Consider the following 15,776-nt stretch of genomic DNA (forward strand, 5'->3'; position numbering starts at 1 on the left):
AATACAGTTTCAGGACTTACGCAGTGTCACCGATTTTCCGCACTTTTTGTCAATGGTCAATGGTCAATAGTCAATAGTCCAAAAAAACTTAATTTTGACCATTGACTATGGACTATTGACCACCCTCAGAAGGGTTTATTGGTTGAGTGCGTAAGTTCTAAGTTTATCTTGATGACCTCACGGTGATTGCTTTTATGAACAAAATTAATCGGGTTGCAATTGTTGGAGGAACTCATGGAAATGAATTTACTGGGGCATTCTTAATTAAAAAATTTGAACAATTTCCTCAGCTAATTCAAAAATCCAGCTTTGAAGTTTTAACATTATTGGCAAATCCCCAAGCTTTTGCCGCAGGTAAACGTTATATTGAAAAAGATTTGAACCGTTGTTTTTTAGAGCAGAATCTCCAAGATGAAACCCTAACTAGTTATGAAGATATTCAAGCAAAAACTATAGTAAAAATGTTAGGGAAAGATAGTAAATCTCCGGTAGATATGCTGGTAGATTTACACAGCACAACTACAAATATGCAGTTAAGCATTATTCTAGGTAATCAACATCCCTTTCTCTTAAAATTAGCCGCTTATCTTAGTTCTATTAATCCTTTAGTAAAAGTTTGCTACACCATACCTGAAAGAGGGAGTAATTTTCTCCGTTCTCTTTGTGAATTAGGTTTTGTAATTGAAGTTGGCCCTGTAGCGCAGGGTGTGTTAAATGCGGAATGGTTTCACAAGACTGAAGAATTAATCTACGCAATTTTAGATTATTTAGATAAATATAATCAAGGTCTGATACCCGAAATTAGTCATACACTAACACTATATAAATATGTAGGGTCGATAGATTATCCCAGAAATGAAAACGGGGAAATTCAAGCAATGATACATCCTGCATTGCAAAATCGAGACTATGAACCATTAAACCCAGGAGATGCTTTATTTCTAACATTAGATGGTCAAGCGATCGCCTACGCAGGCACATCAACAATTTATCCCATTTTTATTAACGAAGCCGCCTACTATGAAAAAGGTGTAGCTATGCTATTTACCGAAAAGCAAGAATTGATTATTAATGGTTAAAGAAGCCATCTAACTATTAAAAGAATATCGCACTGCCCTAATTACCAACGCCGTTACAGGTAAAATATATGTATGGCAAATCCTTATCCCCTAAGAGGACGTTTGAAAAGTCTGTTTCTTTGTCATGTTGAATGCAGCGTAGCGGAATGAAACATCTCGGTATATGCCACAAAACCTAGATTCTTCCTTACGCTCTGCTCCAGTCAGAATGACATTTTTATACCTACCGAAACTTTTCAAACACCCTCTAAGTCTAAAAACTAAGATGACACAAATTACCCTTTCAGACCTCCCCAAAACCGTCCAAAGCCTAATCAACCAAGCTCAAAAAACAGGCGAGCCACTAACCATTATTCAAAATGGTGTCCCCTTCGCCATCATTTCTCCTATTAAGAAAAAATCTCTCCTCCAAACCCTTTCTACCCTTGAACCATTGGACGAAGACTTTGCCGATTTAGACGAAGGATTATTACCTTTAGATGATATTAAGTTTTAAAAATGAGTTATTTGTTCTTGTTAGATACAAACATCATTTCCGATCTAATTAAAAATCCGAGGGGGGTGATATTTTCAAAAATTCAAAATGTTGGAGAAGACAAAATTTGTACAAGTATTATTGTAGCTTGTGAATCAAGATTTGGAGCTTAAAAAAAGAACTCTCAAAAGCTCATAGAAAAACTTGAAATAATCTTGGATAGTATCGAAATACTATCCCTAACTCATCCAGTAGAGCAATATTACGCAGAAATTCGCACGGATCTAGAACAGCAAGGTAGCCCGATAGGAGGTAATGACTTATTAATTGCTGCCCATGCTTTGACATTAAACCTAACAGTTATTACCGCCAATTTTCGTGAATTTTGTCGCATTCCCAATTTAAAAGTAGAAAATTGGCTCGAACCTGATTAAACAAGCTACAGTCTCATCTCTCCCCTAAATGAATTGCCTTCCTCAACAATGGGGGAATTAAAGAAGGACGTTCGGCTACGGGAACATCGGCGGCGGCGAAAGCGGCAATTTTGCTTTGAGCAGTGCCAAAATTAGGAGGACGACCGATAACAGTTGCTAATGTACCAGTTTGTCGCCAAGTTTTGCCTGGTGGTGCGTGTCTACCTGCGATGTAAGCAATGACTGGCTTATCAATGGCTTCAGCAATGTAACGTGCGGCGGTTTCTTCGCTATCACCACCTGGTTGTCCGACCAAAACGATCGCCTCAGTACTTTCATCTTCGTCTAAAATCTGCAACCATTGGAGAAAGGAAGATCCAACGATCGCATCACTACCAATACTCACACTAATCGATTGTCCTAAGCCTGCTTGAGTGAGTTCCCGCGCTACTTCATAGGTGAGGGTACTGCTACGACTGACAATACCAACTGACCCTGGAGTATAGAATTCTCTAGGCTGAGTCCCTAAGAGAATCTTGCCTGGGACAATAATACCAGGGCTATTGGGGCCGACTACCAAAGTTTCGCAGGCTTCAGCTTTACGGAGGAGTTGCACCATATCCAACGGCGGCACACCAGCAGTAATAATAATAATCTGACTAATCCCACAAGCGATCGCCTCTAATGCCGCATCTAGGACTTGATAGGGATGGACACAAAGAATAGTTGTGTCAATCGTGCCAAACTGTGATAATGTTTCCTCTACTAAATCAAAGACTGGCAAATCATAAAGTTGCTGTCCACCACATCCAGGCGCAACACCCGCAACCAAATTTGTCCCATAAGCTTTCATTTGAGCAATCTGAGTCGCTGAGATGAATTCATCAAAGCCTTGAATAATAATTTTGCTATCGGGGGTTAAGTTCATAAAATTAGTCAATGGTCAATGGTCAATAGTCATTAGTCAATGGTCATTAGTCAATGGTCAATGGTCAGCACTCTCCGACTTCCGACTTCCGACTTCCACTCAGCACTCATCACGGGCTAAACGCCCCGCTTCCGCTAACAGCACTCAACACTCCCTCACTCCCTCACTCCCTCACTCTCTCACTCCCTACTCAGCACTCATCACTGATTAAGAAACTTTCTTATAAGTTTGTGCTTTAGCCAAGCGAATTGATTCTGCTACGGCTTCATCTAAATTTTCTACCAGTGTTACGCCATGATGATGAGTAGCAAATGTTGCTAGGACATCCTTAGCTGTGTCTAACTCGGAACCGGCTAGACGGATAACTAAGTGGGGGAACTGTGACTGGCGACGGTTTTTATTGCCATTAGTACCGTTATCTCCATGATTTTGTTGCAGCGAGTTGACGATAACTTGTGCTGCTAATTCGGGTTGAGGGATACTACCCAGGAGATTAATTAAGATTACTTGAGTATTTTTGTCAGCTGCTAAAGTATCTAGACCTTGAGAGAGGCGATCGCTAAACGTAGTTGAAGATAAATCTCTAATTGCTGCGTGTCTGAGATTTAAGCATACTCCTATTTGACCACCGGCATCAGCAACTAAATCACTAGTTGCCATAATTGAACCAGTCCCATTACCTAAAATGCCGATTTTGTTGCGTGTTTTCAAACTCTCCAAATCAGCTATCTTGCCATTTGCGGGACTAATCCCCCGATGACGATAGCTGACTTTTGCTGCCATGGCCGCAATTTCTGGATGTCGCCCAATTGCCCGTTCATTGACTCTCACCTTACCATTAAGAGCCATTACCTCCCCAGAAATATTCACACCTAAAGGATTAATCTCTACTAAATCCAAGTCTTTCTGGACAAATAACTGGTACATTTTCTCTAAAACATTGCTGACAGACTGCATGAGAGTGCCTTGCAAACCCATCTTTAAAGCCAGTCTCCGCGCATAGAAAGGCGAGAATTCTTGTTCGACAACCACATACTGAATTTGCTCGTCTGTCAGTTCCCAATCAATATCTGCTGTGGTGGAACCCAACAATACAGGTCGGCAAACAGCCGTATCTAGGACTACTGCCAGATAAAATTCTTGGTGAGCATCATATTTAGATTCTGCCAGTAACACCTCTGGTAACTCGCCCCAGATAGATAAATTAAAGATATTTTGTGCTGCGGCGATCGCATCAATGGTAGTTTCTACCATCCTCACACCACCTGTTTTTTCCCGTTCTCCTGCGTGTACTTGAGATTTCAATACAATTGGATAGCGAATTTTGAGCCGCTTCAAATCTGTGGGATGGTCAATTCTTTGAGATGGTAATACAGGAATACCAATTTCTCCAAACCATTCTTTAACTTGATACTCTAATAAATCCATTGTTATGCACCTCTTAATTTACACTTTTAGAGAGTCTCTACGGTGCTACTTCCCAGGTTTTATCGCACCTTCATCATATAATCAGGCTGAGTCAACTATAAAAAACCTATTTTTTACGTATCAATTTTATCGAATCCAGTAAATATAGCAAATTAATTTCTAGCACTAACTCTAGAGATTTGCTCTATCTGGGGTAATTGATATTATCAGTAAATATACAGTTAGACAATAAGATGTAGGGGGAGTGAGAGAGTGAGAGAGTGCTGTTAGCGGAAGCGGGGCGTTTAGCCCGTGCTGAGTGCTGAGTGAGGGAGTGCTGAGTCGAAGTCGGAGAGTAGTGACTAATGACCATTGACTATTGACCATTGACTATTGACTATTGATTATTTTTATTTTGCTGAAATTTCAGAAGTTGTGTTAAAAAGTTGGTCTATCAAATTTTGTGGTTATGGTTGGTTACACTGTGCATCTGTATTCAACAAACGAACATCTTTCTTTTTCTTCTCCTACAGATAAAAAAAATAATATAGAAAACCAGCAGGAAAGCTCTATGAAAGTAGCAGTCCAGCAGGAGGATTTACAGCTTTTAGCGAGGACTTTACAAGAACAATTCCTGGCTGAAGTTCCTTCTGGCGAATTTTTTCAGATTAAATGTGCTGTCAATAAAGATGAGTTAATGATATTGACTCAACATCCCGTTAATGTCAAGGTTAATACGGAACAAATTTTTGTTGTATTGGAAGAAGCATTGCGATCGCTACCACCATATCGGGATCAGCAAGTCCAATGTTTTCTGAGAATTGTGGGTGAAAAACTCCCCTACGCTAAACGTTCTCTGATGATGCGGGGACATGGACAGGTAGAAAATCCAGCGATTCCTAAAGATGAGGTAGATGAGGAAGAGACATCTTTTTCATCCTTGGCACTACCTCTGAGTTATGATCCTGCATCTGATACCACCGATGATGAACCAGAAGAAGTCTTCGATCCTTTAGCTGGTACACCAGATTTATTAGTTACTCCACCCAAGCGCCAAATCCCACCAATTTTGTTGGGTGCTGTGGTGGGAATTGTGTTTTTAAGTGTTGGTGGTGCTTACCTGATTACTCTTCCTTGTGTCTTGTCTGTGTGTCAAGAGTTACAAACAGCTCAACAACTGAAAATTCAATCCACAAAACTGATAGGTCGTGCTAAATCAGAACAAGAATTAATCGCTATCCAAAAACAGTTAACACAAACCAGTACAGATTTAAATACAATACCCGGCTGGTCGCCGCATCACCAGCAAGCAGAAGACCTGAAGACCAATTTATCTGGACATTCCCAAAAAATCAATCAAGTCATCACAGCGTTACAGGCGGCGACGCAAGCAGAACAAAAAATGCAAACACCCGCCACTAGCCAAGCGGAGTTACAAGCCACACAACAACTGTGGCGACAAGCCATCACACAGTTAGAGTCCATCAATCCCAATAGTGAACTTTATAATTTAGTACAGCCCAGATTACTGAAATATCGGGTTAATTTGCAAACGGTGAATCAGCAGTTGCTATCTCAAGAAAAATGGGTGAAAAAACTAGCCGATGCCAAAGCTGTCGCCAGTGTAGCTAACAAGTGGGAAACCACTGCTAAATCCGTAAAAGATTGGCAAAAGGTACAATCTACTTGGCAAGTAGTAGTTAGTGCCTTAAGTGCGATTCCGCCATCGAATTCAGCATATCAGCCAGCACAAGAACTATTACTAGAATATAAACCCAAACTAGCTAGAGCGCGCGATCGCGTCACTACAGAACAATTAGCAGCTAAAAGTTACGAGCAGCTGATAAGTATTGCCAACCAAGCCAAAGCCTATGAGCAGAAACAGCAATGGCAAGCAGCCGTAATCTACTGGCAACAAGCTTTGCAGACTGCTAAACAAATTTCCAATAATAGCCCATATTACAATCAAGCCCAGAGTTTAATTACACCATATTCCGAGTCTCTCAAGCAAGCACAAGAAAAACTCCAACTAAATAACGGTCAGCAACAAACTCGTGCTGATTTAGATAGAATTTGTTCTGGGGAAATGAGAATCTGCAACTTTACCCTAGACGATAAAGGAATTGTGGTCAGAATTACACCTGAGTATGAACAAGTTCTCCAAAGTAGTACTGACGATACCAAAGCTCAAGATGTCAATTCTGTGGTTGATGTTGCTAATCACTGGCAAAGTTTACAAGAAGCCTTAAAAGTAATTAGTGAAAACGCTAATTTACCTTTGTTTATCTACAATGCTCAAGGTCAGGCAATTTATATGCAAACACCAGGAGGTTAGATATACTAATTTTCTATCCCACATTCTGAACTTCAATAAGTAGCATAGATGAAGAGTACTAAATCAAAATAGAGACGTTGCATTGTAAGAGGACGTTTGAAAAGTCTGTTTCTTTGTCATGTTGAATGCAGCGTAGCGGAATGAAACATCTCGGTATGTGCCACAAAACCTAGATTCTTCCTTACGCTCCAGTCAGAATGACATTTTTATACCTACTGAAACTTTTCCAACACCCTCTAACGTCTCTACACAATTTATGTGTATCATGACTTAAACAATCTGGGCATCAAGTTTTACAAACCACCATCTCAATTACAATTAATAAAATCCACTCAAAAAATTAATAACTAATATTTATGCCAGATCCTTTAATGTACCAACAAGATAACTTTGTTGTCTTAGAAACAAACCAACCAGAACAATTCCTAACTACAGCAGAATTATTAGATAAACTCAAAGGAGAACTTCAAAAAATAGATGTTTCCGACTTACCACAAGAGTTGCAAAGATTTGACTCCTTAACAGACCAAGCCCAACATTTAATAGACACAAGTTGCAACCTAGATGTTGGTGCAGGAAAATATCTCCAGTGGTACGCAGTACGCTTAGAAAAATAAGCTGTTAGTCATCAGTCTTAGTTATTCTGCCTAACTAATGACCAATGACTATTGACTATTGACTATTGACTATTGACTATTGACCATCAGTAACCAAAGCTAATTCAATTTCATCTTCATCAACTTGCGTGATTTGCACTATGACCCCAGGTCCAAAGTATTTGGTCATTTTTTCTTGTTTTTCTTGCCAAACACTAATTGGTATTGCAGGTGAGTCAAATTCTAAAATCAGAGTATAAGCACCATCAGTTTCCGTCTCCCGCAAACCCGTCACTTCTGGCCTGTCTTCATCTGAAGGACTTAAACCCAAGAAAGAAAGCGCTCCATCTAGATGAGCATCTTGTCCATAACAATAGCGCGTGATGTCCTTACGAATTTTATTTTGCGTCACAGTTGCTTGCTGCTCTCGCAAGCGCAAAACTGATGGCGTTGTTGGCTGACTAAAGGGTATAGGCTTAAGTTCATTTGCTTTGAGTGCCAATCCTCCCAGTAAAAGAGGAAACCCATAAAAAAATCCCACCAGATTTAGTGTGGCATTATTGGCAGCATAAGCCACAAAGCCAATGATAGTTAACAGGCCACCGACGCTTAAACCGAGTGTTCCCAAGGAGATTTGGCGTAACATGATTCGAGTATGGTATAAATTCTGATCACATGAGTTTTACTATCATCGGTTATAAGCAACAACTTAGGGAAGAGCCTGGACTGAGAATTTTGAGTTTCTCACTCAGGATAGTGAAAAGTATCACCTTTTTTGGGTTAAGTTTAAATTTGGAGCTACTCAAGGATTTAAAAAATAATGGATTTACCAACTCTTAAAGAACGCATTGCCGCAGTTCAAAGTAAACGGGAGTATTTACTAAGTTTGTTAGAGCAACCAAATCTAGGGATTTTAAGAGTAGATGTGAATCAAGCCTTAGAAGAACTAGATGAATTAGTGGAAGAATATAAACGTACTATTCCAGAAGCAGATAGTAATTAAGCTGAATTGTTAATCACGATCGCCAAACGTGTCGGTATGAATCTCAAGCCATGACTCTACCGACGCTTCTGAAATCCAGAATCTTTTCATCTTCTTAATGTTAAGCTACGCTCAAGTTATTTAATTAACTGAGATACGTGCTTAATTAGGAAGTGAAATATCCTCTGCACGCTTTCCCAACTGTCTAACTAGAGCAATTAGTTCTTTGGTGGAAACATCTTTTTTACAAACATCATCAAAGTTAGGCATTGTTTTACTGTCTGGAAGATTCGCATCTTCTACAGACGAGTAAGCTAGTATTTGCGTATTGGGAGAAATAGCTTTAATATGTCCAGAAGCACACCAACCATCCATAACTGGCATCTGCAAATCCAGCACAATGACATCAGGATGGCGGTCTTTTACCATTTCTATTGCTTCTTGACCGTTACTCGCTAATCCCACTACTTGAATATTTTCTTGACTAGAGAAAGCAAGTTGTAGGGTTAAACGAGTCAGTTCATGATCGTCAACCACTAGAACTTTTAAGGTAGAGGACTCACAGGAGAACATTAACATTCCCGGAAAAGACTAGATACGATATTTTTAATAGTTTATGGGAACAAGTACCAACAATTACTCTATCCTATGGTTGAATAATTGGTGTCTAACCATACGAATTATTGAGGATAATTGTTGGAAAAGTAAATTCTCATGAAAAACTAGATTTACCTAGCTTTCTGTGAGTAGAGAACCTTTTGGTGAATCAACCAGATTTGTGGCTATACTAGTTGAACGCAAAGCCATATTAATGAAAGTTATTTGTGAATTGGCTTCTGGACAATCTTCTCCTGGACGACGTTGAATATAACTGCCATCAGCTTGTAAATCCCAAGCTTGACGGTTATCAGCTAGCATAATTCCTAAAATTTCTTGCAAATCTTTGGCTATGTCTGGATCTTGGATGGGAGTAATTACTTCCACTCGTCGATCTAAATTACGTCGCATCCAATCAGCACTACCGATATATATTTCTTCTTGACCATTGTTATGGAAGTAATATATACGGGAGTGTTCTAAAAAGCGACCGACAATGCTGATGATGCGAATGTTTTCGCTGATGTCTGGGAGTCCTGGACGCAAACAGCAAATACCGCGAATAATCAAATCAATTTGCACGCCAGCACGGGATGCTTCATACAAAGTGGCAATGATTTGTGGATCGACAAGGGAGTTCATTTTTGCCACAATGCGCCCAGAGAATCCGTTTTGAGCATTGGCAATTTCCCGACGAATTAATTCCAAAAAGCGATCGCGCATATTCACAGGCGCAACTAACAATTCTCGATAGGATTTTTGCCGCGAATAACCAGTCAAAAAATTAAACAAATCTGTAATATCAGCGCCTAATTCTTCACGACAACTAAACAATCCTAAATCTGTATAGAGTCTCGCTGTTTTTGGATTATAATTCCCAGTCCCTATATGTACATAACGCCGCATCCGGTCTTTTTCTCGCCGCACTACCATGACAGTTTTAGAGTGAGTTTTCAGCCCAACCAAACCATAAACTACATGGACACCAACTCTTTCTAATCTCCTGGCCCAGTAAATATTATTCTCTTCATCAAATCGCGCTTTTAATTCCACTAAAACCGAGACTTGCTTACCATTTTCCGCCGCCGCAATTAAGGCATTAACTATGGGCGAATCTCCAGAAGTCCGATACAAAGTCATCTTGATTGCCAAGACATTCGGATCATGAGCTGCATGGGTAATAAAGCGGACGACGGTGGCAGAAAATGATTGATAGGGATGGTGGACAAATAAATCTTTTTCTCTAATTATGGAAAAAAAATCTCTACCTTCCTCTACTTCCATCACATCAGTATCTGCATCTAAACTCGGTTCCCGTAGACGTTGCAGGCGTGTAGGTACTACAGACTGACGTGGTGGATCTTTGAGTTCTGGTAACGGTAAAGCCATAAAAGACATCAAATCACGCAGTCCTAAAAGCCCATCAACCTCATAAACATCACTTTCTGTGAGTTCTAAATCTTCTAGCAACCTGTTGCGGATAGGTTCTGGTGTTTGAGATTGGATTTCAATTCTCACAGGAGAACCACCAATGCGCCGTTTTCGCAGTTCTTGTTCTATGGCTAGTAACAGATCATCGGCTTCATCTTCTTCTAGAGCCAAATCAGCATCACGAGTAATGCGGAAAGGGTGGTACTCTTGAATATTCATGCCGGGAAATAGAGAATCCAGGTTGTGAGCGATCGCCTGCTCTAATGGTACACCCGTCCAGTAACTCTGTTGTCCGTTTTCCTGAGTGGCTAAATCTGGAGGTAAAGGCAAAAATCGCGGTAGCACATTCGGAACTTTCACCCGTGCAAATAATTCTTCATCTGTGTCGGGATTTTTCACCACTACAGCCAAATTCAAGCTGAGATTAGAAATGTAGGGAAAAGGATGGCTAGGATCAACTGCTAAAGGAGTCAGAACCGGAAAGATTTGTTCTTCAAAATAGTTGTCTAAATAAGTTCGTTGTTTTTGCGTCAAGTTAATGTAATCCAAAATATGAATACCATGACTAGCTAACAACGGACGGACAACTTGCTCAAAATGTTGATGCTGTTTGGTAAATTGGGGAATCAGATTCAGCCGGATATCATCTAGCTGTTGTTGTGGTGTGCGTCCATCGGGAGTTAATTGACTAACTTTTGCTTCTACCTGTTGCTTTAAAGCCGCAACCCGCACCATAAAAAACTCATCTAAGTTAGAGCTGAAGATGGCTAAAAACTTGAGTCTTTCTAACAGTGGTGTGCGAGAGTCGCAGGCTTCATGTAACACCCGATTGTTAAATTCTAACCAGCTTAACTCTCGGTTAATATAATATTGAGGTTCGTTTAAATTTAGCGGAGTAGAGCTTTTTTTTGATTTAGGCATGGCGATCGCAGGCTAGCCTGATGCAGCCCATATAGCTGGAGAACAATACACATAGTAAATGATATAGGCTGACAAGGGAAGCAACTTCATTTGTAATTCGTAATACTCGCCAAAGGCGAGAAGCAAGCTACGTAATTCGTAATTACTCTAGCCTGTCTATTAACTTAAAAAAGTGATGTGTGCTGTTAGTAGTAGCAGGGGTTTACCCGAATTTCTCCCGAAATTTATCAAACCGAAGTCCAGAGGCTGTAGGGGCGGGTTCACAAATATGCTTCAATCATTTACGAATGTCTCGTGAACCCGCCTCTACTGTTTTGTGAGAAATCCAGGTTTAGTCTGTGATGAGTACAAAATACTAACTTCTAGCCTCTAAGGATTAGGTGTATCTGATTTTTCTGGTGCTTGTTTAACGGCGGCAGAAATTGGTAATTGCAAGTTTTGATCATAGACAAATTCTTTAGTCACTGCCACGTCGAGTTGTGGTAGGGTTTGGGTACTAGTTATATTTATGCCTTCTTGTTTAGGAACTCGCAGTGTGTACTTACCAACAGGGATACCATCTAGACGGTAAAGACCAAACTGATCAGTTGTAGTAGTAGCGACTTGTTTACCTTCAGCATTAATGAGTTGTATCTCTACTTCTGGGATTGGTTGACCTGCCACATCAGTAATTCTACCAGCCATACCATATTCTAAGTTGACAGGGAAGTTTAACTGCGTCACAGCCGCACCAGCAACTTCTGCCACAATCGAAGACTTCCGTACATTCAATTCGATGGGTAATTCATCTGGATCTAGTTGAACTATATAGTTTCCTTCGCGCAAGTTACCCACAAAGAAGTTACCTTCAGAGTCGATTCTCCCTCCCCCAACTTGGCGACCACGGTTATTGTAGACTTGGATTAAACCACCACTCAAGTCTGCACCATTCCTACCGCCTTCAACTACGATTCGTCCAGATATTGCACCTGTGTCTCGTCCAATGGAACTGTATTCAGATGGTGCTACTCTACCGCCTGCAAAAGATAAATCTGATACTAATGATATAGTTAGGCGGTCATCCCCAAAACCACCAACAAAATTTCTATTTCTAGAAGGAATGCCTTGATAATCAAGAGATAAAAATAATCCTGGAAGTACTCGCATACTAGCACCCACAAAGGGGCCAATTTCTCCCTCTCTATATCCCAGACCCACGCGCCAGCTTAAACCTGATAAAGTGGGTGCAGTACGACCAAGTACTAAAGTATAACGAGTAGCTAAATCACCACCAGATTCAGTCCCTAAAGATAAACGGTACTCTCGGTTCAAGTTATAGCTAAAATCTGATGTGTATACATTACTATAAGCATTAAACAACAACCTAGTATTTCTTGTAGGTTGATATGAGGCATTAAATACGTAATCACCGTCATAACTAGGTGTGCTTCTAAAAGATAAGTTAGCCGCCGGACGGAAAGAAAAAGTAGGCAGAATATAATTAGAGTTTATATTTTGATTTTGGTAGCTGCGTGCAACAAATCCTAATGTGAAATTGTTATTAAATTTATAACTAACATCTAAACTATGGTTATTGCGATCGCGTCCACCATTACTCGAAACACCACTGAAGTATCGCTGAGGATAAAGCTCAGAAGTTCCTAAAATCCGCCACTTATCTAACTGAAAATCTAAGTCTGCTCTGTAAGCTAATTCACCAGATGAAGTCCCTACGTTAGCGGATAAAATCAATGGACTAGCTAAACGCCAAGCAAAACCCGCTTGAGCTTGAGTCGTCTCTGGAAGTACTTGTACCCCAGCTTCTAAAGTTAAATTGTCAGAAATACCTTGACGTACCTGATAGAAGCCAGCAAACTTACCAGCTTGAGTAGAACTAATATCATCGAATAAAGTGTTTTGCAGCCAGTTACCAGTGACACCTAGACCTGCTAACTGCACATTACCACCAGACGGTAACAACAAATCTGAAGAGTTCAGGCTTAGAGAACGAACTTCGATAGGTATATTGAGATTATTGCGATCGTATACCAAAAGTTCAATTTCACTAGTTTGACCTATGGGCAACAAAATATCTTGAAAATCATATTCTCCACTTAGTCCCACCTGCTGTTGAGCAAATACAACACCACCAACTCGTAACTGTACAAAACTGGCGGGAGGAACTACACCACGAAATGCTTGTGTGGGCTGAGAACGCCGAGGAAAAAGTTCAGATGCACTGTAATTAGTGTTAAATCTATCTGCGGGTAAGTTAGTGTAACCAAACTGTAACCCTGTTAAATTTAATCCCGACAACACAGGATTTAAACTCAGTTGTTGTCTACCAACCTGATAAAGCAATCTTCCTGAGCGTTTAAAGTAGAAGTATTCACTCAATTCGGGTTGGTTAATAAAATTATTATCTAACCTTAAACGCCATGCGCCGCCACCTAAACGCCCACCTAAAAGAGTAGAACTACGCCAACTTGAATCACCAGAACTACTGAAATAATTTAACTCTTGCCGTAAATTTGATAAGCCACTGCTAGGAGGTCTAACTTCAGGTTTTAAGTCAATAGCTTGATTTCTAGATTGTCCACTACCCCTGCGCCAAGGTAAATCAATATTTAAAGCTAAGTCTGAAGTTTTCAGTTCTAAGGTTGTTAGTAATTTTTCCTTTAAGAAGGTATCACTAATATAATTAATACCGTCAATTTTCTTTAAGTCTGTTTCTGTAATAGTTACTACCCCTAAAGGAGTTTTAATTTGAGTCTTATTGTCAGTCTTGTCAAGTTCTAATCCGGTAATTTGAGCAAAACTATCAAGGGGAATTAAGAGGCTATTATCTTCTTTAATAATTTCTAAACTACCAACTTCTTTTTCATTAATAAATACTCCCACCAATAAAGTTTTAGCGGCTGCCAAAATGTTATCAGCAGGAAGATTAGGTACACTATGATTATCTTTTGGTATAGATGCTTTATCTTCTTGAGCTACTAAGTTATTAGTAGGTTGAGTTGGTAAATCTGCTACTATCACACTTTCCGTATTAACATCTGCTACTGTATCTGTGATGTAGTTGTTAGAAGCATCTTGAGGTATTGCCAATGCTGTAGCAGTTGGCAAAATCATTGTATTTTTTATTCTATTAGACTCTGGAAAAGTAAAATTCAAATCATCTTGCTTAATATCATCAGAGATATAATTTATATCTCTTGAAAAGTAAGATTGCTGAGGCTGGCTTTCCTGAATATCCGGCAAATCTTCACCAATATCTGTGAGATTTTTAGACTTACTAACAATAATATCTTGATTGTTTAAAGTCTCATTTATGCTGATTTTATCACATGAATATTCTGAGCCATCTGAAGAAAACTCAGGAGGTAGATTTTCTGGTGGAGTGGGAGTCGCTACTGTTCCTGCAATTACTTTATTTTTCTTGTTAGTACTGATAGTATTTAACAGAGTTTTACAAGATTCATTTTCAGACTTTGCAACTGTAACTAATGGGGGAAGTGCAGAAGGTTGGTAGAACATATTTAAGCACACAAATTCCTATAGGTAGCCCAAGAAACTTCCCGGCTCCAAATAATTACTGGGAAGAATAAAAAACTTACTTTTGAATTTACAAAATCTATTTGCGACGCTGAGAATTTCTCAAAGAATCTCTCAGTTTTGTTGAATTTGGCTGAACACGTGACCTGCTATTACTAGCCACTGGACTATTAAATGGCACAGTAAAAGGTATACCTTTATTAATTGCTACACCATTTAATTCTCCATTGATATCTAATACATAGTCACCAGGAGGTAAATTTTTAGTGATTGGTAGCAAGACACGACGACGATTATCAGGTAAAACTGGTACTGAAGGTAAAAAGCCTGCATCTGCTACAGGTTCAGCAATTTTTGAACCTGGTTTTTCTATGTTAACCACCGGTTTTGTTGCGTCAGCACCAGGATATTTAGTAGCTGGCCAGATAGCATATTGACCTTTCAGATTTATGGAAGCATTACCTTGGTTAGAAATATCAAAAATAGCGTTCAGCGCATTCGATTTTGTGTCTACATTCACAGCATTTAAAACACCAACTCTCTTGATATCTCCTACATAACCATAGACAGCAACACCTACTTTACCAATTACTTGTAATCCTTTTGATGAGGGATTATTACCAGGAATTTCTTCGATAAAGATCATCGCTCGATGTTCACCATTTTGCGGTTGAATACGAGGACGAACAGCAAAGCGAATGGTTTGTGAACTGCCTGGGGGAATGATAAAGCGAGAAGGTGTGTAAACAATCCATTGGTCTAAAGACTGCTCACTAGGAGGAATTGGTTGTATTTGATTTTTTTCATTCATCACCCATGAGCGTACGTAAACTTTTAGCTCAACTGGTTTAGAATCAAAATTTATCACCTTAATAGCTTGAGAGCGTGTCTTATTGCTCTTAATATCGATTTGAAATCTTGGCGGAGAAACACCAACATTAATTGCTGATGCTGGCATTGTGCTTAAAGCTAACGCTCCTAATATACCCAAAGAGATTGTGCTAAGTTTTGGGAAAAACTGAATAAGATTTTTCACTTCTGTACACCACAGTATAATTATTTTCTCATTACAGTAAAA

Annotated in this window: 12 protein-coding genes and 1 pseudogene; 6 read left to right on the plus strand and 7 right to left on the minus strand. The window is 39.6% G+C overall.

The window, feature by feature from the left end:
• The first annotated feature begins 194 nt into the window (after window positions 1-194).
• The 3 genes and pseudogenes from FD725_RS00455 (at window position 195) to FD725_RS33030 (ending at window position 1,988) form a co-directional block, all read left to right on the plus strand.
• Window positions 195-1,079, plus strand: a complete 885-nt coding sequence (locus FD725_RS00455; protein WP_179046314.1) for an aspartoacylase — start codon at window positions 195-197, stop codon at window positions 1,077-1,079.
• A gap of 265 nt (window positions 1,080-1,344) precedes the next feature.
• Entirely contained in the window at window positions 1,345-1,575 is a 231-nt protein-coding gene (locus FD725_RS00460; protein ID WP_179046315.1) for a type II toxin-antitoxin system Phd/YefM family antitoxin, read from the plus strand.
• A 2-nt stretch (window positions 1,576-1,577) separates the two neighbouring features.
• Window positions 1,578-1,988 (plus strand): annotated as a pseudogene (locus tag FD725_RS33030) (type II toxin-antitoxin system VapC family toxin).
• Between the two features lie 13 nt (window positions 1,989-2,001).
• Here FD725_RS33030 and FD725_RS00470 read toward each other — a convergent pair.
• Both FD725_RS00470 and FD725_RS00475 read right to left on the minus strand, forming a co-directional pair.
• Window positions 2,002-2,895 carry a CoA-binding protein gene (locus FD725_RS00470; RefSeq protein WP_179051367.1) on the minus strand — a complete coding sequence of 298 codons (894 nt, stop codon included), beginning with the start codon at window positions 2,893-2,895 and terminating at the stop codon, window positions 2,002-2,004.
• A gap of 207 nt (window positions 2,896-3,102) precedes the next feature.
• Window positions 3,103-4,323, minus strand: a complete 1,221-nt coding sequence (locus tag FD725_RS00475; protein WP_179046316.1) for a succinate--CoA ligase subunit beta — start codon at window positions 4,321-4,323, stop codon at window positions 3,103-3,105.
• Between the two features lie 550 nt (window positions 4,324-4,873).
• Between FD725_RS00475 and FD725_RS00480 the strand changes: the two genes are divergently transcribed.
• Together FD725_RS00480 and FD725_RS00485 are read left to right on the plus strand one after the other, a co-directional pair.
• A complete protein-coding gene (locus FD725_RS00480; protein WP_179046317.1) occupies window positions 4,874-6,637 on the plus strand; it encodes a hypothetical protein in 1,764 nt (587 codons plus the stop codon).
• A 356-nt stretch (window positions 6,638-6,993) separates the two neighbouring features.
• Window positions 6,994-7,254, plus strand: coding sequence for a chlororespiratory reduction protein 7 (locus FD725_RS00485; protein WP_179046318.1), 261 nt, complete (start codon window positions 6,994-6,996; stop codon window positions 7,252-7,254).
• Window positions 7,255-7,330: 76 nt separating this feature from the next.
• Here FD725_RS00485 and FD725_RS00490 read toward each other — a convergent pair whose 3' ends face one another.
• Entirely contained in the window at window positions 7,331-7,879 is a 549-nt protein-coding gene (locus FD725_RS00490) for a DUF2854 domain-containing protein (protein WP_179046319.1), read from the minus strand.
• 174 nt (window positions 7,880-8,053) lie between these two features.
• On the opposite strand from FD725_RS00490, the gene FD725_RS32225 reads away from it, so the two are divergent.
• On the plus strand, window positions 8,054-8,236 hold the full coding sequence (locus tag FD725_RS32225; protein ID WP_256871817.1) for a hypothetical protein: 183 nt from the start codon (window positions 8,054-8,056) through the stop codon (window positions 8,234-8,236).
• Between the two features lie 141 nt (window positions 8,237-8,377).
• Here the strand turns inward: FD725_RS32225 and FD725_RS00500 are convergent, their stop codons facing one another.
• The 4 genes from FD725_RS00500 to FD725_RS00515 form a co-directional block, all read right to left on the minus strand.
• Window positions 8,378-8,794, minus strand: a complete 417-nt coding sequence (locus FD725_RS00500) for a response regulator transcription factor (protein ID WP_179046320.1) — start codon at window positions 8,792-8,794, stop codon at window positions 8,378-8,380.
• Window positions 8,795-8,947: 153 nt separating this feature from the next.
• A complete protein-coding gene (ppk1, locus tag FD725_RS00505) occupies window positions 8,948-11,164 on the minus strand; it encodes a polyphosphate kinase 1 (RefSeq protein ID WP_179046321.1) in 2,217 nt (738 codons plus the stop codon).
• Between the two features lie 369 nt (window positions 11,165-11,533).
• The gene (locus tag FD725_RS00510; RefSeq protein ID WP_179046322.1) at window positions 11,534-14,680 is read right to left on the minus strand and encodes a carboxypeptidase regulatory-like domain-containing protein; all 3,147 of its coding nucleotides are present in this window, start codon (window positions 14,678-14,680) and stop codon (window positions 11,534-11,536) included.
• A gap of 97 nt (window positions 14,681-14,777) precedes the next feature.
• Window positions 14,778-15,734 (minus strand): molecular chaperone, encoded by a 957-nt coding sequence (locus tag FD725_RS00515; protein ID WP_256871818.1) that lies wholly within the window; start codon window positions 15,732-15,734, stop codon window positions 14,778-14,780.
• Between the last annotated feature and the right edge of the window lie 42 nt (window positions 15,735-15,776).

The sequence above is a fragment of the Nostoc sp. TCL26-01 genome, from assembly GCF_013393945.1.
In the GTDB taxonomy this organism is placed as follows: Bacteria; Cyanobacteriota; Cyanobacteriia; order Cyanobacteriales; family Nostocaceae; genus Trichormus.